General features: G+C 38.2%; 24 protein-coding genes and 1 pseudogene. 19 read left to right on the top strand and 6 right to left on the bottom strand.

Annotated features, from left to right (window positions below):
• The first annotated feature begins 12 nt into the window (after positions 1-12).
• The 11 genes from SULBA_RS07130 to cmoA are packed head-to-tail and all read left to right on the top strand — an operon-like array spanning position 13 to position 9,520.
• Positions 13-483: an RNA pyrophosphohydrolase gene (locus SULBA_RS07130; RefSeq protein ID WP_014769606.1), complete on the top strand. Its 471-nt coding sequence runs from the start codon at positions 13-15 to the stop codon at positions 481-483.
• 1 nt (position 484) lies between these two features.
• Positions 485-1,687 (top strand): aspartate kinase, encoded by a 1,203-nt coding sequence (locus tag SULBA_RS07125; protein WP_014769605.1) that lies wholly within the window; start codon positions 485-487, stop codon positions 1,685-1,687.
• A gap of 3 nt (positions 1,688-1,690) precedes the next feature.
• Positions 1,691-2,242: a HobA family DNA replication regulator gene (locus SULBA_RS07120; protein WP_014769604.1), complete on the top strand. Its 552-nt coding sequence runs from the start codon at positions 1,691-1,693 to the stop codon at positions 2,240-2,242.
• Positions 2,235-2,855 carry a DNA polymerase III subunit delta' gene (locus SULBA_RS07115; RefSeq protein ID WP_014769603.1) on the top strand — a complete coding sequence of 207 codons (621 nt, stop codon included), beginning with the start codon at positions 2,235-2,237 and terminating at the stop codon, positions 2,853-2,855. The genes SULBA_RS07120 and SULBA_RS07115 overlap by 8 nt, the downstream gene beginning before the upstream one ends.
• Positions 2,852-3,994, top strand: a complete 1,143-nt coding sequence (gene folP, locus SULBA_RS07110; RefSeq protein ID WP_014769602.1) for a dihydropteroate synthase — start codon at positions 2,852-2,854, stop codon at positions 3,992-3,994. Before SULBA_RS07115 ends, folP begins: the two co-directional genes overlap by 4 nt.
• An 8-nt stretch (positions 3,995-4,002) precedes the next feature.
• Positions 4,003-4,575, top strand: a complete 573-nt coding sequence (locus SULBA_RS07105; RefSeq protein ID WP_014769601.1) for a hypothetical protein — start codon at positions 4,003-4,005, stop codon at positions 4,573-4,575.
• Positions 4,565-5,326: a TSUP family transporter gene (locus tag SULBA_RS07100; protein WP_014769600.1), complete on the top strand. Its 762-nt coding sequence runs from the start codon at positions 4,565-4,567 to the stop codon at positions 5,324-5,326. Before SULBA_RS07105 ends, SULBA_RS07100 begins: the two co-directional genes overlap by 11 nt.
• On the top strand, positions 5,323-7,269 hold the full coding sequence (gene ligA / locus SULBA_RS07095) for an NAD-dependent DNA ligase LigA (protein ID WP_014769599.1): 1,947 nt from the start codon (positions 5,323-5,325) through the stop codon (positions 7,267-7,269). Before SULBA_RS07100 ends, ligA begins: the two co-directional genes overlap by 4 nt.
• Positions 7,266-7,982 carry a 23S rRNA (cytidine-2'-O)-methyltransferase TlyA gene (tlyA, locus tag SULBA_RS07090; RefSeq protein ID WP_014769598.1) on the top strand — a complete coding sequence of 239 codons (717 nt, stop codon included), beginning with the start codon at positions 7,266-7,268 and terminating at the stop codon, positions 7,980-7,982. Before ligA ends, tlyA begins: the two co-directional genes overlap by 4 nt.
• Positions 7,942-8,823 (top strand): bifunctional riboflavin kinase/FAD synthetase, encoded by an 882-nt coding sequence (locus tag SULBA_RS07085; protein ID WP_014769597.1) that lies wholly within the window; start codon positions 7,942-7,944, stop codon positions 8,821-8,823. Before tlyA ends, SULBA_RS07085 begins: the two co-directional genes overlap by 41 nt.
• A complete protein-coding gene (gene cmoA / locus SULBA_RS07080; RefSeq protein ID WP_014769596.1) occupies positions 8,816-9,520 on the top strand; it encodes a carboxy-S-adenosyl-L-methionine synthase CmoA in 705 nt (234 codons plus the stop codon). Before SULBA_RS07085 ends, cmoA begins: the two co-directional genes overlap by 8 nt.
• 19 nt (positions 9,521-9,539) lie before the next feature.
• Here cmoA and SULBA_RS07075 read toward each other — a convergent pair whose 3' ends face one another.
• From SULBA_RS07075 to SULBA_RS07060, 4 genes are read right to left on the bottom strand one after another with little or no spacing between them, the layout of a single operon-like run.
• The gene (locus SULBA_RS07075; RefSeq protein WP_014769595.1) at positions 9,540-9,806 is read right to left on the bottom strand and encodes a hypothetical protein; all 267 of its coding nucleotides are present in this window, start codon (positions 9,804-9,806) and stop codon (positions 9,540-9,542) included.
• A 3-nt stretch (positions 9,807-9,809) separates the two neighbouring features.
• On the bottom strand, positions 9,810-10,835 hold the full coding sequence (locus tag SULBA_RS07070; RefSeq protein WP_014769594.1) for a DHH family phosphoesterase: 1,026 nt from the start codon (positions 10,833-10,835) through the stop codon (positions 9,810-9,812).
• A gap of 29 nt (positions 10,836-10,864) precedes the next feature.
• On the bottom strand, positions 10,865-13,057 hold the full coding sequence (flhA, locus tag SULBA_RS07065; RefSeq protein ID WP_014769593.1) for a flagellar biosynthesis protein FlhA: 2,193 nt from the start codon (positions 13,055-13,057) through the stop codon (positions 10,865-10,867).
• Between the two features lie 9 nt (positions 13,058-13,066).
• A complete protein-coding gene (locus tag SULBA_RS07060) occupies positions 13,067-13,477 on the bottom strand; it encodes an Rrf2 family transcriptional regulator (protein ID WP_014769592.1) in 411 nt (136 codons plus the stop codon).
• 195 nt (positions 13,478-13,672) lie between these two features.
• Between SULBA_RS07060 and rpsO the strand changes: the two genes are divergently transcribed.
• From rpsO to dnaK, 6 genes are all read left to right on the top strand, one after another.
• Positions 13,673-13,951, top strand: coding sequence for a 30S ribosomal protein S15 (gene rpsO / locus SULBA_RS07055; protein ID WP_014769591.1), 279 nt, complete (start codon positions 13,673-13,675; stop codon positions 13,949-13,951).
• 289 nt (positions 13,952-14,240) lie between these two features.
• On the top strand, positions 14,241-14,492 hold the full coding sequence (locus SULBA_RS07050) for a helix-turn-helix domain-containing protein (protein ID WP_014769590.1): 252 nt from the start codon (positions 14,241-14,243) through the stop codon (positions 14,490-14,492).
• The gene (locus tag SULBA_RS13030; protein ID WP_014769589.1) at positions 14,489-14,662 is read left to right on the top strand and encodes a hypothetical protein; all 174 of its coding nucleotides are present in this window, start codon (positions 14,489-14,491) and stop codon (positions 14,660-14,662) included. Before SULBA_RS07050 ends, SULBA_RS13030 begins: the two co-directional genes overlap by 4 nt.
• A gap of 174 nt (positions 14,663-14,836) precedes the next feature.
• On the top strand, positions 14,837-15,640 hold the full coding sequence (locus tag SULBA_RS07045) for an HrcA family transcriptional regulator (RefSeq protein ID WP_014769588.1): 804 nt from the start codon (positions 14,837-14,839) through the stop codon (positions 15,638-15,640).
• 3 nt (positions 15,641-15,643) lie between these two features.
• Positions 15,644-16,204, top strand: coding sequence for a nucleotide exchange factor GrpE (gene grpE / locus SULBA_RS07040; RefSeq protein WP_014769587.1), 561 nt, complete (start codon positions 15,644-15,646; stop codon positions 16,202-16,204).
• 107 nt (positions 16,205-16,311) lie between these two features.
• Complete coding sequence (gene dnaK / locus SULBA_RS07035) at positions 16,312-18,198, top strand: molecular chaperone DnaK (RefSeq protein WP_014769586.1); 1,887 nt, start codon at positions 16,312-16,314, stop codon at positions 18,196-18,198.
• Between the two features lie 52 nt (positions 18,199-18,250).
• On the opposite strand, the pseudogene SULBA_RS07030 reads toward dnaK, so the two are convergent.
• Positions 18,251-19,452 (bottom strand): annotated as a pseudogene (locus SULBA_RS07030) (IS256 family transposase).
• Between the two features lie 116 nt (positions 19,453-19,568).
• Positions 19,569-20,450 (bottom strand): polyphosphate kinase 2, encoded by an 882-nt coding sequence (ppk2, locus tag SULBA_RS07025; protein WP_014769585.1) that lies wholly within the window; start codon positions 20,448-20,450, stop codon positions 19,569-19,571.
• A gap of 127 nt (positions 20,451-20,577) precedes the next feature.
• Here ppk2 and dsbD point away from each other — a divergent pair, with 127 nt between their 5' ends.
• Together dsbD and SULBA_RS07015 are read left to right on the top strand one after the other, a co-directional pair.
• The gene (gene dsbD, locus SULBA_RS07020) at positions 20,578-22,302 is read left to right on the top strand and encodes a protein-disulfide reductase DsbD (protein ID WP_245391399.1); all 1,725 of its coding nucleotides are present in this window, start codon (positions 20,578-20,580) and stop codon (positions 22,300-22,302) included.
• Between the two features lie 10 nt (positions 22,303-22,312).
• Positions 22,313-22,603, top strand: a complete 291-nt coding sequence (locus SULBA_RS07015) for a hypothetical protein (RefSeq protein WP_041671973.1) — start codon at positions 22,313-22,315, stop codon at positions 22,601-22,603.
• The last annotated feature ends 13 nt before the right edge of the window (positions 22,604-22,616 follow it).

Genomic DNA, 22,616 nt, shown 5'->3' with positions numbered 1-22,616 from the left:
TAATGTGCAATTATGGAATCACCTAAACGTTACAGACCCAATGTTGCTGCTGTGGTGGTCTCTTCAAAATATCCGTTTCAATGTGAGCTGTTTATTGCCAGTCGTAGTGATATTGATGGGGCGTGGCAATTTCCACAAGGTGGTATTGATGCGGGTGAAACACCAGAAGAAGCACTTTTTCGTGAATTAGAAGAGGAGATTGGCACAGGAGATGTTGAGATTATCGCAGAGTTCCCTGAATGGTTACAATACGACTTTCCTCAAAAAATTGCTCAAAAAATGTACCCTTTTGATGGACAAAGCCAAAAATATTTTTTAGTACGACTTAAACAAGAGGCTAAAATTAATTTAGCAACCAAAGAGCCAGAATTTTGTGATTTTAAGTTTGTCACTTTAGAAGAGGTTTTTGATTTTATTACCTATTTTAAACGTCCTGTCTATAAGCAAGTGTTAGAATATTTTAAAAAAGAAGGGTATCTCTAAGATGTTGATTGTTCAAAAGTACGGAGGAACAAGTGTTGGTAATGTGGAGCGTATTGAAGCCGTTGCCAAAAGAGTGATTGAAAGTAAACAAGAAGGGCATAATCTTGTTGTGGTCGTCTCTGCCATGAGCGGTGAAACCAATAAGCTTTTAGATTTTGCAGCGCATTTTAGCAAAACACCCAATTCTCGTGAGGTGGATATGCTTCTTAGTTCAGGTGAACGTGTAACCAGTGCACTTTTAGCTATTGCGCTAGAAGCCCAGGGGTATCCTGCGGTTTCAATGAGTGGAAGAAAAGCTGGTATTGTAACGGATAATGTCCATACGAAAGCGAGAATTGAGCATATTGATACGCATGAGATGCAAGCAGCCTTAGCGGAGGGGAAGATTATCGTTGTGGCTGGATTTCAAGGTGTGACACACAATGGTGAAGTCTCAACCCTTGGCAGGGGAGGAAGTGATCTTTCTGCTGTGGCGATTGCAGGGGCTCTTGAAGCTGATTTGTGTGAGATTTATACGGATGTTGATGGGGTTTATACCACGGATCCTCGTATTGAGCCCAAAGCAAAAAAACTCGATAAAATCAGTTACGATGAGATGTTAGAGCTTGCTAGTTTAGGGGCAAAAGTGCTTCAAAGCCGCTCTGTTGAGATGGCTAAAAAGCTCAATGTTAATTTAGTCACTCGTAGCAGTTTTAACAAAAATGAGGGAACACTTATAACAAAGGAAGATAATATTATGGAACAACCATTAGTGAGCGGTATTGCACTCGATAAAAATCAAGCCAGAGTTACGCTTCGTGGTGTGACGGATAAGCCTGGTATTGCAGCTGTTATTTTTAAAAAACTTGCTGATAGTAACGTCAATGTTGATATGATTATTCAAAATGTAGGACACGATGGCACAACCAATTTGGGTTTTACGGTTCCTCAAAATGAGCTTGAAATGACAAAAACAGCTATGCAAGAGCTCAATGCGAGTGAAGTGGTTGAGTATGATAGTGACATTGTTAAAGTCTCTGTTGTGGGTGTGGGTATGAAATCACACAGTGGGGTTGCATGTAAAGCGTTTGATACAATGGCAAAAGAGGGTATTAATATTGAAATGATTAGTACCAGTGAAATTAAAATCTCCATGGTTATTCAAGCCAAATACGGTGAATTAGCGGTGCGTGCTTTGCACAGTGCTTACCAACTGGATAAATAATTAATGCAAAAATTTTTAACGTGGACGTTAGAGCAGATACGAAAAGATGGCTCATCGATGAGTTGGATGGAGGAGAAGCGGTTCGAATGGGTACCGCTTTGTGCTTCCATGCTCAAAAATCTTTTAGACGGGCATACTTTTATTGTTATTACCGATGAGGATAGGGAGTGGTTTTGTCATTACATGTTGCGTGCTATTAACACGCAAAATAAGAACAGACCTATTTTGCCCTTTATCTCATTGCAAACGCTCTATCCTAATTTGTATCAAGTGAAAACAAAAGACGATATTGAACTTTTAGAAAATATGCTCTCACAGGCGTTTCCTAGTGGCTATACCTTCTTTTATGTTGGAAAAAATAGCGATATAAAAATGCAAATTCCTAAACGTAAAGATGATAGTTTTATGTGGATTATGGATGAGCATATTCAGAACAGTTTCTATCTTTTAAGCAATGACGATAGTTTAGATATTAAATTAATTCAGCTTTTTAGACTCTTGGATAAAAGTATTGATGCGGTACTTTTTGCTGAGGTTACGTTTGAAAATGAGTGAATCAGAGGTTTTTAGCCATATTTTAATTTCAAAAAATGTGGAAAAAGCTAAAGAGAGTTTACAAGAAACCTATGCCAAAGAGCGGCATCTTTTCTTCACCAAAGATGAATTTTTACTCGAAGATGCCAAAGAGGTCATTAAAGAGGCATATATTGCAGAATCAACACACAAATATCTTATTTTAGTGGCAAAGGGGTATCGTGTTGAGGCTCAAAATGCGCTCTTGAAAATTTTTGAAGAACCTCCTCGAAATATTGTCTTTATTGTTGTAGCCCCTTCTAAAAATGCCTTGCTTCCAACGATTCGTTCACGATTAGTTCAAAAAGAGCTCTTTTTTGAGCGTGAAATACTACACTCAGGATTGAATTTAAAACAGTTAGATTTAAGCGATGTGTACCCTTTTGTACAAAAGCATCAAGGGTGTGAAAAGAGTTTTTTAAAAGAGTTGGCTCAAGCGATTGTGTATGAGGCAATACATGAGTATCGTCTTCGCTTTAGTGAAAATGAACTAGAAATGTTCCAAAAATTGTTGCATTTGGTTGAACTCAATGCACGACCTCAGATGATTTTAACAACGCTTTTGTTAACCATTATGCTTAGGAAATACAAGTGAAGTGTTATAAACTCTCATCGACCACAGATGTTCTCTCTTTATTTCAATCCCTAGGTGTGACAAAAGAGGGTATAGCGATTTTAAAACAAAAGGCGCATTTAAATTTTATTTATATTAAAGATTTAAAAAGTCCTGCTGCGAATATTTTAAAGCAAGATGCTCTTTCTATTGGGGCAGATTTGGCAGTACCCAAAGAGACCATTACATGTAAAAAACCTTTGGTGGATGCGCTTTTAATCGCCAATGATAAACAGTTAAAAGAACTCAGTTTTAAAGAAAAAGCACAGCCATTTGGACTAAAAGCGTTAGCCCAAACACTGAGTCAATTTTCGTTTACATGTAAAGATGATTTTACCGTCATGGGTGTTATTAATGCCAATGAAGATAGCTTTTTTCAAGGAAGCCGTTTTAATGGGAAAAGCGCATTGCACCGCATTGAAAAGATGATAGATGAGGGTGCAGGTATTATTGATTTAGGGGGCGTTTCAAGCCGTCCTGGAAGCCTTGCTATCAGCGAGGAAGAAGAGCTTTTGCGCATTGTCCCCATTGTTGATCTCATTGCACAAAACAAGCTTACATGTAAAGCTAAATTCTCTCTGGATAGCTACTCTCCTTTGTGTTTAGAGTATGCGCTTTCTCATGGTTTTGAGATTGTTAATGACATTACAGCGCTTGCAAATGATGCCGTTGCTCGAGTGGCTTCAAAATACAAAGCAACGGTCGTTTTAATGCATATGCAAGGAGCACCCTCATCCATGCAAAAAGCACCCCTGTATGACAATGTCATCCTTGACGTCGATGCTTTTTTTCAAGAACGTATTGAAAAAGCGCATGCTTTTGGTATTCATAACCTTATCTTGGATGTGGGCATTGGATTTGGTAAAACCTTAGAGCACAATTTGCAATTACTCAAGCATCATGAGCATTTTTTACATTTTGGCTATCCTTTACTTGTAGGAGCGAGTCGAAAATCTATGATTGATACGATTTACCCAGCACCGATTGAAAAACGTTTGGCAGGCACTTTAGCGCTGCATTTAAAAGCATACGAGCATGGTGCTTCTGTGATACGTGCGCATGATGTTTATGAGCATGTTCAAGCCCTCAGCGTGCTTCGTGCGCTTAATTCTACTTTTTAGGAATTTCTTTGGAAAAAATAGTTGATCTTCTAAGCCGAATCAGTACCCTTTATGATATTCCCTTGTGGGTCATTAACACGGGGGCTGTGGCAATTTTTCTTATTCTTATTGCTTCCCCTTTTATGGTACGCTATTTGATGCGTCCTAAATATTATAAATTTCGTGAGATGATTTTATTTAAAGTGCTATGGCGCTGGAAATATAAACAAGGTGAAGTTATTGGGCTGTGGTGTTACTGTCCTAAATGTCAAGCAATGCTTATGGTGGATGATGAAAATTGTCGTTCTGAAGAGACCTTACAGCATAAGCTTACGTTTTTTGTCTGTCACGAATGCGGCGGTCATGAATTAGGACGTGTGGTGGGTGGTGATAGACGTTATGTGATGAGCCTTGTTAAGCGTGATATTTGGAAGCATATTCGGGAGGGGAGTTATACTGAGGTATCGTCTGCTACCAAAGATGCTCTTGGTTTATATACCTCTCTTGAAACGCAAAAGGATATAGAAACACATGAAGAGGCACCTAAGGATGATGTAGTAGAAGAAGTTTCTAGCGAGGAAATTAAAAAAGATGGAATTTGAATTTTATTATTACGGGATCTTTTTGCTCACAGGGCTTGTGGCAGGGTTTATTGATGCGATTGCAGGAGGAGGGGGAATTATTACCATTCCTGTGCTTTTAGCCTCGGGTATGCCCCCACACATCGCCCTTGCGACCAATAAACTTCAAGGAACTTTCGGGAGTGGGATGGCTTCGATTAATTTCATCCGCAAAGGTTTTATCTCGTGGTCTGAGGTGATGATAGGGGTGCTGTATACATTCATTGGTGCCGCCCTTGGAACATATGCCATTTTGCTGATGGATGCCACTATTTTGGCGAAGATTATTCCTGCGATGTTGGTGGGTATTTTTATCTACACGCTTTTATCCCCTAAAATGGGCGAAAACGACCGTCATGCTTATCTAGGCAATCATCTTTTTTTCTTGGTCTTTGGTATAGGACTTGGCTTTTACGATGGTTTTTTTGGACCAGGAACGGGCACGTTTTGGACGATAGCGCTCGTGAGCCTTTTAGGGCTTAACCTTAAAAAAGCAACCGCACAAACCAAAGTGATGAATTTTACAAGCAACATTGTCTCTTTAGTGGTCTTTCTTTGGAGTGGCAATGTGCTTTTTGCCGTGGGCTTGCTCATGGGTTTTGGGCAAATTGTAGGAGCTTATATCGGCTCTAATATGGTGATTAAAAAAGAGGTGAAGTTCATTCGTACCTTTTTCTTAATCATGGTGGGTTTAACCCTTTTAAAACTCATTTACAGCAGTTATTTCGCATGAATCATCAAGAGTATATTGAAAAACTAGAGATTTTGAAAGTATGGGCAAAAGCCTATTATGTCGATGATGCGCCCATTGCCAGCGATGAAGAGTATGATAGGCTCTATCATGAAGTCTTAAAGTATGAGCAGGAAAATCCACTCTTTGCGGATGAGAGTAGTCCCACAAAACGTGTGGGCGGTGTGGTCTTGGAAGGGTTTGAGAAAGCCTCGCATAAGGCACGTATGTGGAGCATGGAAGATGTCTTTGATGAGCACGATTTGGATGCGTGGATAGAGCGTGTTAAAAAAGTCAAAGAGCGTTTTACTTTCTACTGTGAACCAAAATTTGATGGGGCAAGTTTGAACCTCATTTATGAAAATGGAATGCTCAAACAAGCCATCACCCGAGGCGATGGAAGTATTGGTGAGGATGTCACGCAAAATGTTAAAACCATTGGCTCTATTCCTTTAAAGATTGCTTATGAAGGTGAGATTGAAATTCGAGGTGAGGTGGTTATTAAAAAAGCGGACTTTGAGCGCCTTAATGACGAGCGTTTAAAAAACAATGAGTCCCTCTTTGCCAATCCTAGAAATGCTGCTGCAGGAAGCCTTAGGCAGTTAGATACGAGTGTGACAGCCAAACGTAAGCTTATGTTTTATCCGTGGGGCATTGGGGTCAATAGCTTAACACAGAGCTTTTTAAGCCAAAAAATGAGCTTTGTCTACAGCCTTGGTTTTTTACAACCACCTCGTATTGTTGTCACGCAAAATGTGCAAGACGTTCATACGCTTTACCATGAGCTGATTGCCAACCGTGATGCTATCGAGATGATGATGGATGGAATGGTGGTTAAAGTTGATGATATAAGCTTGCAAGAAGAGTTAGGCTATACCGTGAAGTATCCTAAATGGATGGTAGCGTTCAAATTTCCTGCGATTGAAAAAGTGACAAAGCTTAAAGACATCACGCTTCAAGTCGGGCGTACAGGTGTAGTTACACCTGTGGCAGAAGTGGAGGCTGTGAATATCGAGGGTGTGGTGGTGGAGCGAGCGACACTGCACAATTTTGATGAGATAGAGCGCAAAGATATTCGCATAGGAGACAGTGTCATTATCATTCGCAGTGGCGATGTTATTCCTAAGATTATTAAAGTCTTAGTGGAGCGCAGAAATGGCACGGAAGTAACACCACAACGTCCGTTAAGCTGTCCTGTGTGTGGGAGTGAGCTTTTGGATGAGGGTGCGCTCATTAAGTGCCAAAATCTCTCGTGTGATGCGAGGGTTGTGGGGGCGATGATTCACTTTGCATCTAAAAAAGCGCTTAATATTGATGGGCTTGGCGATAAAATCATTGAGCAACTCTATGCGCAAAACGTGGTTTTACATGTAAAGGATTTATACGCACTCAAGCGTGAACAATTGCTGGCATTAGAGGGTTTTAAAGCGAAAAAAGCGGACAATCTGTTAGAAGCCATTGAGCAGAGTAAGAAAGTCAGTTTAGAAAAATTCATCAACGCTTTGGGCATTGAGCATATTGGCGAAGTGGCGGCTAAGAAGATAGCACGTGCGTTTGGGTTGGAGTGGTTAGAAGCGGGTTATGAAGCGATTATTGCCTTAGAGGGTTTTGGTGAGGAGATGGCAAAGAGTTTGGTGGAGTTTATTCGTGTGAATCGTGATGAAACCTATGAACTCATGGCGGTGATTGAACCTGTTGCTTCAAAGTTAGAGATAACCGAGTCTGTTTTTACAGGAAAAACCGTGGTGCTGACTGGTTCTATGAGCAAACCACGTGATGAGATAAAAGGAATGCTTGAGCAATTAGGCGCAAAAGTGAGCGGAAGTGTCTCGAAAAAGACCGATTTTGTGATTTTCGGTGAAGAAGCAGGTAGCAAACTGGACAAGGCCATAGAGCTTGGTGTCAAAACACTCAGTGAGAGTGAACTAAATGGGATGATAGAATGAGACTTGATAGTTATCTGTTTGAAAAAGGCTTGGCTCAAAGCCGCAATAAAGCCTCAGAACTCATAAAAGAGGGCAGTGTTTGGCTCAATGGTAAAGTGGAGCGTAAAAGCTCTGTGGAAGTGAGCGAGAACGACACCGTTGATGTTGCAAAAATTACGCAGTATGTAAGTCGTGCTGGGTTAAAACTGCGTGGATTTATAAATGAATTAGGCTTACATGTAAAAGGGTTGGATGTTCTTGATATTGGAAGCAGTACGGGTGGTTTTGTGCAGGTTTGGTTGGAAGAAGATGCACACAGTGTCACGGCGGTGGATGTGGGAAGTGAGCAACTTCACCCCTCATTAAGAGTCGATAACCGAATAATTTCGCATGAAAATACTGATATACGACTTTTTAACCCCAATAAAACATACGATATGGTCAGTTGCGATGTTTCATTTATTGGGATTGGCACGCTTTTAGAGCATATCAATAGACTGGCAAAAAATGAGATTATTATCTTGTTTAAACCCCAATTTGAAGTGGGAAAAGATGTGAAGCGCACCACTAAAGGTGTCGTTAAAGATGGCTCGGCTATTTTAAGAGCACACTATCAATTTGAAGCACAAACCATTAGCCTTGGTTGGGAACTAAGAGAGAAAAAAGAATCGCTTGTAAAAGGAAAAGAGGGGAATGTTGAGACGTTCTACTATTTTAAAAAAAGAGAGTGTTGATACGTTAGCCATCGGTAGTTTTGATGGTATTCATGTAGGGCATCGGCAATTGATTAATCGCTTGGGTGAGCATGGTGCATTGTGTGTTATTGATAAAGATGAAGCTAATTTGACTCCTGGGATTAAACGCAGTGAATATGCAGGGTGTCCGTGTATGTTTTTGCATTTTTTAAAGGTGAAACACCTGAGTGGGGCGGAATTTGTTGCACTGCTTAAAAAAGAGTTTGTTCATTTGAAGAAGATCGTTGTGGGGTATGATTTTGTTTTTGGTAAACACCGTGCGTGCAATGCCTATGATTTGCAAAAGCTGTTTGATGGCGACGTTGAAGTGGTTGATGAGTTTACGTATCATGGTGTCTCCATTCATTCTAGCTTAATTCGTTCGTATTTGGTAGAAGGAAAAATCGAAGAAGCCAATCGTTTTTTAGGGCGTGAGTACGCTATAACAGGCAGTATTGTCAATGGTCAGGGCATTGGGAAAAAAGAGTTGGTTCCTACCTTAAACCTTAAAATTTCAGATTATTTGATTCCGCATGAAGGGGTATATGCGACACGTTCACGTATTGGGTTCAACGTGTATGATTCGGTTTCGTTCATTGGAACACGGCACAGTACCGATGGGCTTTTTTCTGTTGAAACACACATCATTGGGGAAGATATTGTGGAAGTCACAACACCTGTGGAACTCTTTTTTGTAGCATTTTTACGAGAAAATCAAAAATTTAATGCCCTGAGCGATTTGAAACAGCAAATTGAGTCTGATATTAAAAATGCACAAAAGCGTTTAAAAACATGTTATTTTTATTTAGGTGATTTTATGGAAAAGAAGTCTCATGGATAAAGTATTTACCAAACCTATTACCAAACAGTTTGAATTTGATGAAGATGTTGCCATTGTTTTTGATGACATGCTTGAGCGTTCTATCCCTTTTTACAAAGAGGTTTTAGAACTTACATGTAAAATGATTTGTTTACATGTAAAGGAAGGTGCACATGTGGTTGATCTTGGATGCTCAACCGCCAATACCCTTTTAGCCCTGCATAAAATGAACAAAAGTTACCATCTTTTAGGCATTGATAATGCTGAGGCGATGTTACGCATTGCTGCTCAAAAGATACACGCTTATGGGGCAACAATAGCGCTTCAAGAAGCAGATATTACACAAGTGCATTTGCAAAATAAAGATGTGATTATTGCTAATTATATGCTTCAGTTTATTCGCCCGTTGCAACGGGGCGATTTTGTGCGTAAAATTTATGATGCACTCAACCCTGATGGTCTTTTTATCTTTAGTGAAAAAATTGTCTTTGACGACAAGGTACTCAATAAAGAGATGATTGATTTGTATTATGCGTTTAAACGTACGCAAGGATACAGTGATTTTGAGATTGCACAAAAAAGAGAAGCGCTGGAAAACGTGTTGATTCCTTATACCGAAGAGGAAAACAAAGCGATGCTTAAAAGTGTAGGTTTTACAACCATTGAAACGATTTTTAAATGGGGAAATTTTGCGACATTTTTAGCGAAAAAGGGCTAAACCCTTTTTCGTGAAAATGCTATTTTTGGAAAAGTTTAGGGTGTTTTGTTTTCATAAAATTAATCACTTCAATGACCTCTTCAAAGCCCATTTCACTCTCTTCGTCTTCATCTTCAAAAACTTCATCTAAGCTGTTCACGTACACATCAATCGCCTTTGGCAAATCTTCTTGTTTAACGCCTGCAAAATAGAGTGCAGCGCCTAACATGTCTGCGAGTTGCATCGCCATTTCTTCAATCTCTTCTTTGGCAGAGTGAAGCTCTTTTTCAAGTTGTTTCGTATCCATTATTTATCCTTTGTTAGCGATGATAGTCATCACTTGAGATTTGATACTATCATAGATAAAAGCGTCTTTGAAGTTGCTGAGAAGTCCACCACTGGCATTATGATGTCCGCCTCCATTGGCAATTTGCGCAGCGATTTTACTGACATCAACAGCGCCATTTGAACGTAAACTAATCGTCTTTTTAGAGGTTACATCCATGAAAAAATCAAAATCAGGATTGGCACTTAGAAAGTCGTTGCCAATAACAGAAACATTACCAATATTGTAGGTGAGAATGCCCTTATACTCTTTGTAGCTAATCTGCATTTTTTCTTTGTTCTTGCTAAGGAGAATAACATTATACGCAGAGATGAGATTGCTTAGGGTATTGTTGGTTGTCGTTTTAAAATAATTCTTTTTTATCCCATGAATGGCATCATCCAAAGCGATGTGTGCATCGTTACATGTAAAGTATTCTTGCGCTTGTGAAAGAAGTGAAAAGATATATTGGGTATTTTCTTCAGGAAACATCACTTTATTGACCTCTTTAGCCCCACTTACCAGTCCCATACACACTTTTCCTAATTCAAATTCTGGTTCATTTTCTAACCAAATATCGACGGCATTGACCACATTAACAAAGCGAGATAAGGCTTCATTGTGACCATACAATGCGCTAAAAAAGTCATAGGTAATTTTCGTTGCACAGCGGTTAGAGTCTAGGTAATACCATTCATAAGTATTAGCACATTCTTCTCCTGTTTTATGATGGTCTAAAAGGAGGAGGAGTATTTCTTTTTCCGCAATATTGACTTTGGCTTGAAACTCCGTGGCTTGCTCCATCGTTAAATTCAAATCCGTAATAAGAATCACATGTTTTTCAAGGGAAGAAGTTTGAATTTGGGCTAAAATTTGATTAAAACATTCGTTAATTTCTTTGCCATAATTAGAGTTATAAAAGCTAATCGAATCAAAAAAATGGGCACTTACCATTTGACAGCCATAGCCATCTAAATCAGTGTGTGAGAGGTGGTGTAGTTTGTAATTCATAAAATTCCTTAATGCTTAGTTGAATGGTGTTATAGTTTGTCAATTTCGATGGAGCCCATCACTTCAAATTTTGAGTTTGAATCAATTTCTGCGTGAGAGAGCACCACAATATCAAGGCCAAATTTCTCAAAAATATCTGAGAGTGATTTACGAAGCAGAGGATCTACAATAATAACCACAGGCGCAATTCCTTTGTGGAGGAGTTTTGTTGCTTCATCGCTGCATGCTTTAACCAGTGTATTAATTTGACCAATATTTAAAATTAAGTCACGTATACCATCGCGCTCTCGCAATGAATCAAGAAGCCTTTGCTCGGTTGTTGCGTTAAACGTTAAGAGTTTTAAAATACCATTTTCATCTTTGTATTGCTTTGTAATAACCCGAGAAAGTTTCGCTCGTACTTGTTCCACAATAATCGTGACATTTTTAGTGACCTCTGCTACATCACTGATGGTTTCCACAATCGTAAGAAGGTCTTTAATAGGAATTTTCTCATGAAGCAGTGCTTTAAGTACTTTTTGAATAAGCCCAATATTGGCCACTTTTAGACAATCTGCAACTACCACAGGGTAATCTTTTTGGAGTTTATCCACAAGGCTTTGGACTTCTTGACGGGTGAGAAGCTCTTCGGCATATTTTTTAATCAATTCACTTAAATGGGTTGATATAACCGTTGCTGGATCAACCGTTGTGTACCCTTTAATAATCGCATCTTCTTTAGCACTCGCTTCAATCCAAATGGCATCAAGCCCAAAGGCAGGCTCTTTGGTTGGAATTCCTTGTACTTTATCAATGGTGAGTCCACTGTCCATTGCCATAAATTTATCGGGGTAAATTTCACCGCTACCAATCTCAATGCCTTTAAGCAAAAGTTGATAATGGTTAGGGCTTAAGTGTAAGTTGTCACGAATACGAACCTGTGGAATTAAATAGCCAAAATCTGAGGCAATTTTACGACGCATACTTTTAACACGATCGAGTAGATCCCCTCCTTGTGCAGGGTCTGCGAGTTTGATGAGCTGGTAGCCCAAATCAAGCTCTAAAATTTCAAGTTTTAAAATATCATTTAGGGTTGTTTCTTCTTCTTTGCGTAGCTCTTCAGGGCTCTTTTTTTGTGCTTGTGCACTTTGCGCTTTTGTATCTGCTTCTTGTTTTGCCTTTTGTAGGGCGGCAGGAGTTTGCGAAAAGAATTTTTGAAACGAAAAGTGACCATCAGCTGTTTGTTTACCAAGGTATCCTAAGCCTAAAAAGAGCAATCCAACAAAGCCTAATGAGAGTGTTGGTAGTCCTGGAACAAGCGCAAACATAACTAATATAAAGCCAACAATTAAGAGGGTTTTGTACTCTCCAAAAAGCTGGTCCACTGCACCATCGGTAAAGCTTTGATCATCTGATTTATTGGCACGGGTAATGATAATACCAGTAGCTGTTGAGCTAATGAGTGCAGGAAGTTGCGATACTAAGCCATCGCCAATGGTTAAAATGGTATAGGTTTGAGCACTGACACCTAAATCTAAATCGTGTTGAAATGCACCGATAAGAAAACCACCGATGATGTTAATAATGGTAATAATAATACCCGCAACAGCATCTCCTTTGACAAACTTACTCGAACCATCCATTGCCCCGTAAAAGTTTGCCTCTTGAATAATATCTTCACGCCTTTTTCGTGCGGTTTTTTCATCAATAAGCCCTGCATTTAAATCCGCATCAATGGCCATTTGTTTACCAGGCATCGCATCAAGTGTAAAACGTGCTGCAACTTCCGCAACCCGTGTAGAACCTTTGGTAATCACCATAAAATTAATTAATACAAGAATAGAAAAGACCACAATACCAATAACATAATTACCACCCACAACAAATTGCCCAAAACTAGAGATAATCTCACTGACTGAATCAGGACCTTCGTGGCCATTGGTTAAAATCATACGAGTGGTAGAAATATTTAATGAAAGTCTAAAAAGGGTAATAATTAGAATCAGTGTTGGAAATGTCGTTAAATCCGTTGGTTTAGGGATGTACAAAGAAATTAAAATAATAAGTACCGAAACAGAAAGTGAAATAACCAGAAAAAAATCCAGTACAGTACTGGGAAGGGGAACAATAATAATCGCCAAAATAGAAACAATAAAAACGACTACCGTAAGGTCTTTAGCTTTGACCAAAGGTTCTAAATACGGAATAACCTTTGCGAAAAGTGAATTTTGATTTTTTGCCAAGCCATACCTTTAATGTTCAATAATATCTTTAAGCGTCATGGTATCCAAAAACGAATCAATTTTTAATTGAAGTTTATTTAAAATAGGCCATACACGGCAATTACTTCCTTTGCCACCACCTCCAGGACATTTTTGCGCTGAGGGGGCACATTCAAAGACCATTGTTTGTTTCTTTTCAGCGCATTCCACAATCATTTTTAAGGTTATCTCTTCAGGTTTTTTTGCAAGCATAAACCCTCCATGAGCACCTTTAAAAGAAGAAAGAATGGCATCTTTTGCAAGGGATTGAAGAATTTTAGCTAAAAAACTTTTAGAGAGTCCTAGTTGGGTTGAAAGCGTGTCGACATCTTGAGGGGCATTTTTTTGAGCGATAATAATTAATGACAAGAGCGCATATTCGCTAGCTTTCGTTAAGAGCATCTGTTTTCCTAAAGATTAAGTTATGTACTATTTTAAAAATAAGATAAATATTGTACTAAATAAACGTTATATTTTGCTTTAATGACAGCGTGGCATAGTGTTTTTAAAGGTTTATAGACAATTTTAGTTTTTTTTGCTAAAATTTCAAGCTTTAATTTTTTTAAAGTAAATTTAAATACCAATCAGGAGGTCATTATGGCTTTAGGTTCGGCGGAAAAACAAGCAATTGTTAGTCAGTTTGGCAGAAAAGAGGGAGACACAGGTTCTCCAGAGGTACAAATCGCACTTCTTTCAAAAAGAATTGTTGATTTAACAGAGCATCTTCAGAGTAATAAAAAAGATCACTCTTCAAGATTAGGACTTCTTAAACTCGTTGGTCAACGTAAACGATTGATGAAATACCTTAAACATAAAGATTTTGCAACGTACAGCAAAATTATTAAAGAGCTTTCTATTAGAGATAATAAAAAATAGTCAGTGCTTGTCAAACGAAGGAGATTTTTCTCCTTCTCCTCTTTTTTTACTTCTTTACATGTAAATCATTTTTAATTGTTTTTCTTTAATCTTTTTTGAGTAATTACTCTATTTTTAATAATTTTTATGTCTAAAATTATACAGAAAAACGTATAAAAGTAACAGATAAATAAGTTTTATGAATTATAATCGTATAAAAAAACACTAAATTGTTATTTTTTATATATAATAACTTATAAATTAGTTATATTTATGTATAATTAAACCAGCCTTTGTTAAAATCGTTGCTATGAAAACAAACGATATTTTCAATCTTTTACATAATGCGGTGGAATCAAAATTTTTGGGTAAAAAGATTTCTCAGCGTGAGATGGCAGACAAACTTGGTGTGTCAATGCGGACCTATCAGGATTGGAGGCTTGGAAACTCTCAGCCACAAGCAGCATCAGCTATTTTCAAAATGCTTGGTACACTGGATGAGGGAGATGCAATTCGTTTAATTAAACGTATTGCCTTGGAACTGAAGGATGAAACAGCATGAGTACTTTATCAAAACGTGAACGACAAGCTTTAAATGACATTTTTCTTAGCCTTGGGAAAAATGAGGGTTTTTTCGCACGTATGAAAGAAAAAAAAAGTGAGTTTAAGCATTATCTTAAAATGCTTTTTCTACGCCATAAAAAAAACTCCAATCACTCTATTCGTTATTAGCGTTTGTTCTAAACATCTAATACGCATTTAGAACAACGTTTTAAAAATCACTCAAAATTTTTTCTCACGTTTTTACATGTAACCTTTTTGTGCTTTCTAAGTTCTTATTGCTTGACAATACTACACTCAATGTTGTATAATTCAATAAGCAATTAAAGAGGAAGAGTGCTAATTATGAAAAAACCTTCAAAGCAAGAACTGATTTTAGAGTCAATTATACAAGCCTATCTAGAATCAAGAATGCCTATTGGTTCCTCAGAATTACAAATGAAGATGACATTAGGCATTTCTCCCTCTACTATTCGCATTTACTTTAAAAAGCTCTCAGATGAGGGAGCTTTAGAGCAATTGCATGTTAGCAGTGGAAGGGTGCCCACTTTGCGTGCACTGATGGGGTATTGGCAAGAAAAGCTAGATACAACGCATCCTGTTAAGCTTAAGAGCATTGATGCGATTAAGCGTTCCACGCATCACCATCAGCTTTTTTGTATTGTTGAAAATTCAACAGAGAGTATTTTCAAGGAAATTATTCGGGTTGCAAATCGTTTTCTGATTTTGGTTTTTGAACAGCATGAAGTGGTCTTACCTTATAATAGTAAAGTAGAGCATTTTTTGCAAAGAATGATTGGTGTCCAAATGAGAGAACTAAAAGATATTGCGGCACAAGTGGGTTTGTATGAACTGCATGATAAGCTTTCAATGCTTTTTTCACAATCTGCCCTTTTAAGAGAGGGAGATAAAGAGATGTATGCGATTGCTCATGAATTGAAAAATGATACATTTATTAATAGATTTGGAATGCTCCATTTTGTTCAATCCATTGAAGATGGACTCTATTTTGATGGTTTTGTACCACGTGGATGTATGGCAATTAAACAAAAAGCACAATTAAAAGATGAAGACTCAACGGTGGATTTTTTCTGTTTTGGACGAATTGAGAGTAATTTCGAAGATTTTTTTAATCAAGTTAAGGAGTAATATGTGGACGAAACATTAAAAGAAGAGCAGGGTATTACAGATATTTCTGCTGAAATTGTTCCTGAATGTTGCAAGGATGTAGACGCAGAGGTAGGTGAACAAAAAAGCGAAGTAGAAGAGTTAAGAGAAAAAATTGTAGAACTTGAAGATAAGTACTTACGTGCCAATGCTGATTTTGATAATATGAAGCGTCGTTTGGAAAAAGAGAAAATGCAAGCCATTTCGTATGCACACGAAGTTTTTGCACGTGATCTTTTACCTGTAATTGATGCGTTAGAGATGGCAATTCTTGCAGGTAGCAATCAAGAAGTAGACAGCGGTGAGCTTCTTGCTAAGGTGAAAGAAGGTTTGGAGCTAACCATTGAACAGTTTAGAAAAGCATTTGAAAAGCATGGGGTAGAACTAGTGGAGAGTGAGGGTGGCTTTGATCCAAACTTTCATGAAGCGGTCATGCAATTAGAAAGTGAAGAAAAAAATAGCGGTGAGATTTTGCAAGTTTTTCAAAAAGGCTACAAAATCAAAGAGCGTATTTTAAGACCAGCAATGGTGAGTATTGTTAAGTAGCATTTGAATACGACCGCAAGGTTGTGCTTTAGTGCCCTAGTGGCTAACGTAGCCAAAAGAAGCTTTGCTTTGTTGGCGTATAAAAATTAAAATCAAAGGATAAAAAAATGGGAAAAGTTATAGGAATTGATTTAGGAACAACCAACTCATGTGTGAGTGTTTATGAAAGAGGCGAGAGTAAAGTTATTCCAAACAAAGAGGGTAAAAATACAACACCTTCTGTAGTAGCATTTACAGATAAAGAAGAAGTTTTAGTCGGAGATACAGCGAAACGTCAAGCGGTCACCAATCCAAAAAGAACCATCTATTCGATTAAAAGAATTATGGGTCTTATGAGCAACGAAGACAAAGCAAACGAGGCTAAAAAACGCCTTCCGTATGCGGTTGTGGATCGAAATGGTGCATGTGCTATTGAAATTGATGGTAAAGTCTATACCCCACAAGAAATCAGCGCAAAAGTCTTGATGAAACTCAAAGAAGATGCAGAAGCATATTTGGGTGAAGAGGTCACAGACGCCGTGATTACCGTGCCTGCTTATTTTAACGATTCTCAGCGAAAAGCAACGAAAGAAGCAGGTACGATTGCAGGACTTAACGTTCTTCGTATCATCAACGAGCCAACAGCTGCAGCACTCTCTTATGGTTTAGATAAAAAAGAGGCTGAGAAAATCGTTGTTTATGACCTAGGTGGTGGTACATTTGACGTAACTGTGCTTGAGACAGGCGATAATGTTGTTGAAGTTCTCTCTACAGGTGGTGATGCATTCTTGGGTGGTGATGACTTTGATAATAGACTTATTGACTGGTTGGTAGCTGAATTTAAAAATGAAAATGGCATTGATTTGAAATCAGACGTTATGGCACTTCAACGTCTTAAAGAAGCAGCGGAAAATGCTAAAAAAGAGCTCTCTTCTTCGAATGAGACTGAGATTAATTTGCCATTTATCACGGCAGATGCCACAGGTCCAAAACACCTTGTTAAAAAGCTTACTCGTGCAAAATTTGAGTCTATGATTGAAGATTTGGTGGCGCTTACCATCAAAAAAATTAAAGAAGTAGTCAATGATTCTGATTTGAAAAAAGCTGAGATTAAAGAAATCGTTATGGTCGGTGGATCAACACGTGTTCCTTTAGTTCAACAAAAAGTAAAAGAATTTTTTGAAAAAGAGCTTAATAAATCAGTAAACCCTGATGAAGTTGTAGCCATTGGTGCTGCTATTCAAGGTGCGGTTATTAAAGGGGATGTCAAAGACATTCTTCTTTTAGATGTAACTCCATTAAGCCTTGGTATCGAGACTTTGGGTGGTGTGATGACGAAATTGATTGAAAAAGGTACAACCATTCCTGTTAAAAAATCGCAAGTGTTCTCAACTGCAGAAGACAATCAGCCAGCCGTTACCATTCATGCGCTTCAAGGCGAGCGTGAGTTTGCACGAGATAATAAGTCCCTTGGTCAATTTAACCTCGAGAGCATTCCACCCGCACCTCGTGGCGTTCCTCAAATCGAAGTTGCGTTTGACATTGATGCCAATGGTATTTTAACTGTTTCTGCAAAAGATAAAGCAACAGGTAAGGCACAAGAAATTAAAATCTCTGGTAGTTCAGGATTGGATGATGCTGAAATCGAGAGAATGGTAAAAGATGCTGAGCTTCACAAAGAAGAAGATAAAAAACGTAAAGATGCTGTGGATGCTAGAAATCAAGCTGACGCTTTGGCTCACCAAACAGAAAAATCCTTAGGTGAAATGGGCGATGCCATTAGTGCTGAAGAGAAAGCAAAAATTGAAGCAGCACTCAAAGAGCTTAAAGATGTTCTTAGCAATGAGAGTGCAACCAAAGAAGAAATTGATGCGAAAGTCAAATCTTTAAGTGAAGCAAGCCATAAACTCGCAGAAGCCATGTACAAAAAAGATCAAGGCGAAGCGGGTGCCACTGGTAGTGAAAAACCAAAATCAAAAAAAGATGACGATGTCATCGACGCTGAAGTCGAGTAAAACGGGAGTGTTCAAAAATCTGTGTCAGCACCAAGTAGTTCCTAAAATTGTATCATAAATTTAAAGCCTTGTTGAGTCTACCCTCGAAATAAATTGAGAGTTGTGAGAGGGTTAGACTCCAATTTCGTATAGGCATTGTCCATTTTTTTTCTGCATTTTTAATACCCATAAAAAGAAGTTTGAGTAAGCTATCATCATTTGGAAAAGCCCCTTTAGTCTTTGTCAATGTTCTAAACTGGCGATGAACGGATTCAATAATATTGGTGGTATAAATAACACGTCTAATATCTTCAGGGTACTGAAAATACAGTGAGAGGTTATCCCATTTGTTGCGCCATGATTGAAAAACAATAGGGTATTTTTACCCCATTTTTCTTCCAGTTTATCCAGTTCATTTTCAGCTTCTTCTTTGGAAAATGCTTGATAGACTGCTTTAAGTTCACTAGCAAATTGCTTTTGATTGATTGAGCCTATAAACCTGAGGGAATTGCGTATTTGATGGACGATACACAGCTGAACTTCTGTATTGGGAAATACTGAGTTAATCGCTTCAGGAAATCCTTTAAGTCCATCGACTGAGGCAATCAATATATCTTTCACTCCACGGTTTTGCAGATCTGTGAGCACTTGTAACCAGAACTTTGCTCCTTCACTTTCACCTAAATAAAGACCTAATATCTCTTTTTTACCATCGGTTTTAACACCAAGCACGGTATAAAATGCTTTGGAAATATATTTGCCTTCATCTTTCACTTTATAGTGAATGGCATCTAAGAATATAAAGGGATACAGCTCTTCCAAGGGGCGAACGCGCCACTCTTGTAACATGGGTAGGATTTTATCGGTTACGGCGCTTATGGTGGCTTTAGAGAAGCCTACACCGTATATTTCTTCAATAAGGTCAACTATTTGGCTATAACTGTTGCCAAGGGCATAGAGTGAGAGTATCTTTTGCTCTATTTGATCCGACATATGGGTTTGATTTTTCTTCACGATTTGAGGCTCGAATCTACCAGTTCGATCTCTTGGAACATCGAGTTCGAAGTTACCTACTTCACTCTTCATTGTTTTAGAGCTAAATCCATTTTTACGATTCTTTTGCAAATCTTGGGTAAGGTGCGATTCTATCTCTGCTTGAAGTGCTGCTTCTGTTAGTTGTTTAATAAGAGGAGCCAGTGCTCCATCTTTCCCTCCAAGGGCTTTGCCCTCACGTATGTGCTGTAATATTGCCTCTGTGTCTATCTGAAATTCCATCGTTCAATCCTTGTGTATTTGAAATACTACCTGATTGACACAGAATTTCTAACGCTCCCAGTAAAACCCCTGCATGACCTAGCTTTTGGCTAGGTCATACCTTTACATGTAAAGCTCTACCCATTTAAATGTGAAAGATTTTCATTAGGTAGGTTTTGCTCCATAATTTCTATCTCTTCTCTTCCTGTACGTAAAATTTCTGGACTAGTTTTTAAATGTTTGTTTTTGATTTTTTCAGGATACTCTACATTTCTTAAAATGTGTTTGATGGTGTTTAGTCGAGCCTGTTTTTTGTCGTCTGAAAGAACAATCATCCATGGAGTTCGAGGGTTATTCGAAGCTAACAGCATAGAGTATTTGGCAATGGTGTAGTGATCCCAAAGCTCTTGTGATTTTTCATCGACAGGAGAGAGTTTAAACTGTTTTAGAGGGTCGTTTTTTCGCTCCAAAAAGCGTTTGGCTTGTTCTTCTTTACTCACTGAAAAGTAAAATTTAAAAAGAATAATCCCTGAGTTTACAAGCATTCTCTCAAATTTTGGTACTTCCCGTAAAAACTCTTTATGTTCTTTTTGCGTACAAAATCCCATAACAGGCTCAACCCCTGCACGGTTATACCATGACCTATCAAATAAAACAATTTCTCCAGCTGAGGGTAAATGCCCTGTATAGCGTTGAAAGTACCACTGTGTTCGTTCTGTATCGGAGGGTTTTGGTAGTGCCACAATACGAGCACCTCTTGGATTTAAATGCTCCGTGATACGTTTAATCGTGCCTCCTTTGCCCGCCGCATCTCGCCCTTCAATAAGGATAAGTACTTTTAAACCTTTCTCTTTGACATGGTTTTGAAATTTTAGTAGCTCAATTTGAAGGTGTTTGAGTTCTTTTTCATACTTTAATTCACTTTTTTTAACCCAAACTTGAACTTTTTCCTCTTTTTTAGAGGGGTGTTCTAATGAAGTTTCTTCTAAAGGCGTTGGTGATTTTTTCTCTTTGCTCATAGATGAATGCCCTTTTTACATGTAATGTGTGAAAATCGTTTTAATTTAAAAAATATTTAGGCTCGTTGGATACAATCACTTTATTTCTTCAAAAAGGTTGCTTGTGCGATATATACAACGATATGTTTTGCTTTTTTTTATTTTGATTGTATCACTTTTTGGTGTTGAAAAATCAAAAGTATTAACCCCTGAGGAAGCTTTTGATGTTCAATTTACACAAAGTAGACAAGGTGTGGTGATCAAGGTTGGATTGGGTGAGGGCATTTATCTGTACGATGATAAAATGAAATTAGAGCTCACAAAACCTAAGCTGCTTGATTTGATGTCGTGGGTGGAACGACCAGCCCCTGAGCCTCATGAAGAGTATTTGATACAACAAAAATCGTTTGAGTTATTTATACCGCAGATGCTTTTGGATGAATATGCCACAAATGGTTCTGCAACGCTTAAGTTTTCTTATCAAGGGTGTTCTATGCTTGGTATTTGTTATCAACCCATGAACAAAGAGATTGTCCTAGGAAAAAACGGTGTTTCTTTTGAGACGAACTCCTTAACGCTTTCAGAACAAGACGCCATTGCCAAACAATTGATGCAAGGCAATGTCTTTTGGGTAGTGCTTAGTTTTTTTGGTTTTGGTTTATTGCTCTCACTCACTCCGTGTGTGTTTCCAATGATTCCTATTTTATCCTCTATTATTGTTTCTCAACCCAGTATGAAAATGAATGCAAAAAAAGGCTTTTTACTCTCTTTGGTGTACGTTTTAGCCATGTCATTTGCGTACACAATAGCAGGGATTTTAGCAGCTCTTTTTGGCGCAAATCTGCAAGCTTCTTTACAAAACCCATGGGTTATTTCTGTTTTTAGCCTTATTTTTATTTTATTAGCACTTTCTATGTTTGGATTTTATGAGATTAAAATGCCCAATTTTATTCAGACAAAAATCAGCAAAAAAACGGGTGAAATGCAAACACAAGGTGTTTTTGGTATTGCCATTATGGGTTTTTTATCGGCATTAATTGTTGGTCCTTGTGTGGCTGCTCCTTTGGCTGGGGCATTAATCTATATTGGTCAGAGTGGTGATGTTGTCCTAGGTGGTTTGGCTCTTTTTGTCATGAGCCTTGGCATGGGTGTTCCATTGTTGCTTATTGGAACCACAGCAGGTCGGTATATGCCAAGACCTGGTCTTTGGATGCAAAGGGTGAGTGCCATTTTTGGTGTGATGCTCTTAGGGGTTGCCATTTGGATGCTCTCACGCATTCTTCCTGCACATGTGAGTATGGCGTTATGGACACTTTTAGTGGTGAGTTCTGCCATTTATTTTGGAGCTTTAGAACCTTCAAAAACAGAGGCTTCAGGGTGGAATAAACTTCTCAAAAGTTTTTTAGTCCTCTTTTTGGTGTATGGCTTATTGTTATTTGTTGGCTTTATCAGTGGCGCACATAACCCTTTACGTCCTTTGGAAAAATTAACAACCAAAGAGGGACTTTCTGCTGAACCATCTTCTTTGTTTACGAAGGTAAAAACCATAGATGCACTGAATACCCATCTCAAAAATGCTACAAAACCTGTCATGCTTGATTTTTATGCGGATTGGTGTGTGAATTGTGTTGAGTTTGAACACTTAACCTTTAGCGATGAGCGAGTGAAAGAGAAACTGGCTCATTTTACATTGTTAAAAGCAGATGTAACTTATAATACCTCCGATGATCAAGCCCTTCAAAAAGCGTTTACTATTTATGGTCCTCCTGCTATTTTATTTTTTAAAGAGGGAAAGGAAGTCCAAGAATTACGTTTAGTTGGCTTTAAAAATGCCGATGAATTTTTGGCACATTTGGAAAAATTAGGAGTGTAGTATCGTGGCAATGCATGTAGTTTTAATTGTAGAGGTTGAGGGTCTAAAAGATAAGGTTATTTTTGAAAAACATTTGAAAAAAGAGGGTTTTACGCCTATCGAAGAAGAAGAATTTGCCTATGAGGGTGATACCACGACGCATCTTTTTAGTACCCGTGCGTTTATTTTAGAAGTGGTCGAAAAAGGGCTTAAAAAATCAGGATTCCTTACATGTAAGATTATGTTTCAAGTGGGAGAAAATCCAATGGAAGCGTATCGTTTCAGTCATGAAAATAATACGTTTGAACCAGTAGCTATCTAAGAGAGCTTTTTAA

Source organism: Sulfurospirillum barnesii SES-3, from assembly GCF_000265295.1.
In the GTDB taxonomy this organism is placed as follows: domain Bacteria; phylum Campylobacterota; class Campylobacteria; order Campylobacterales; family Sulfurospirillaceae; genus Sulfurospirillum; species Sulfurospirillum barnesii.
This window is presented reverse-complemented; position numbering and strand designations above follow the sequence as displayed.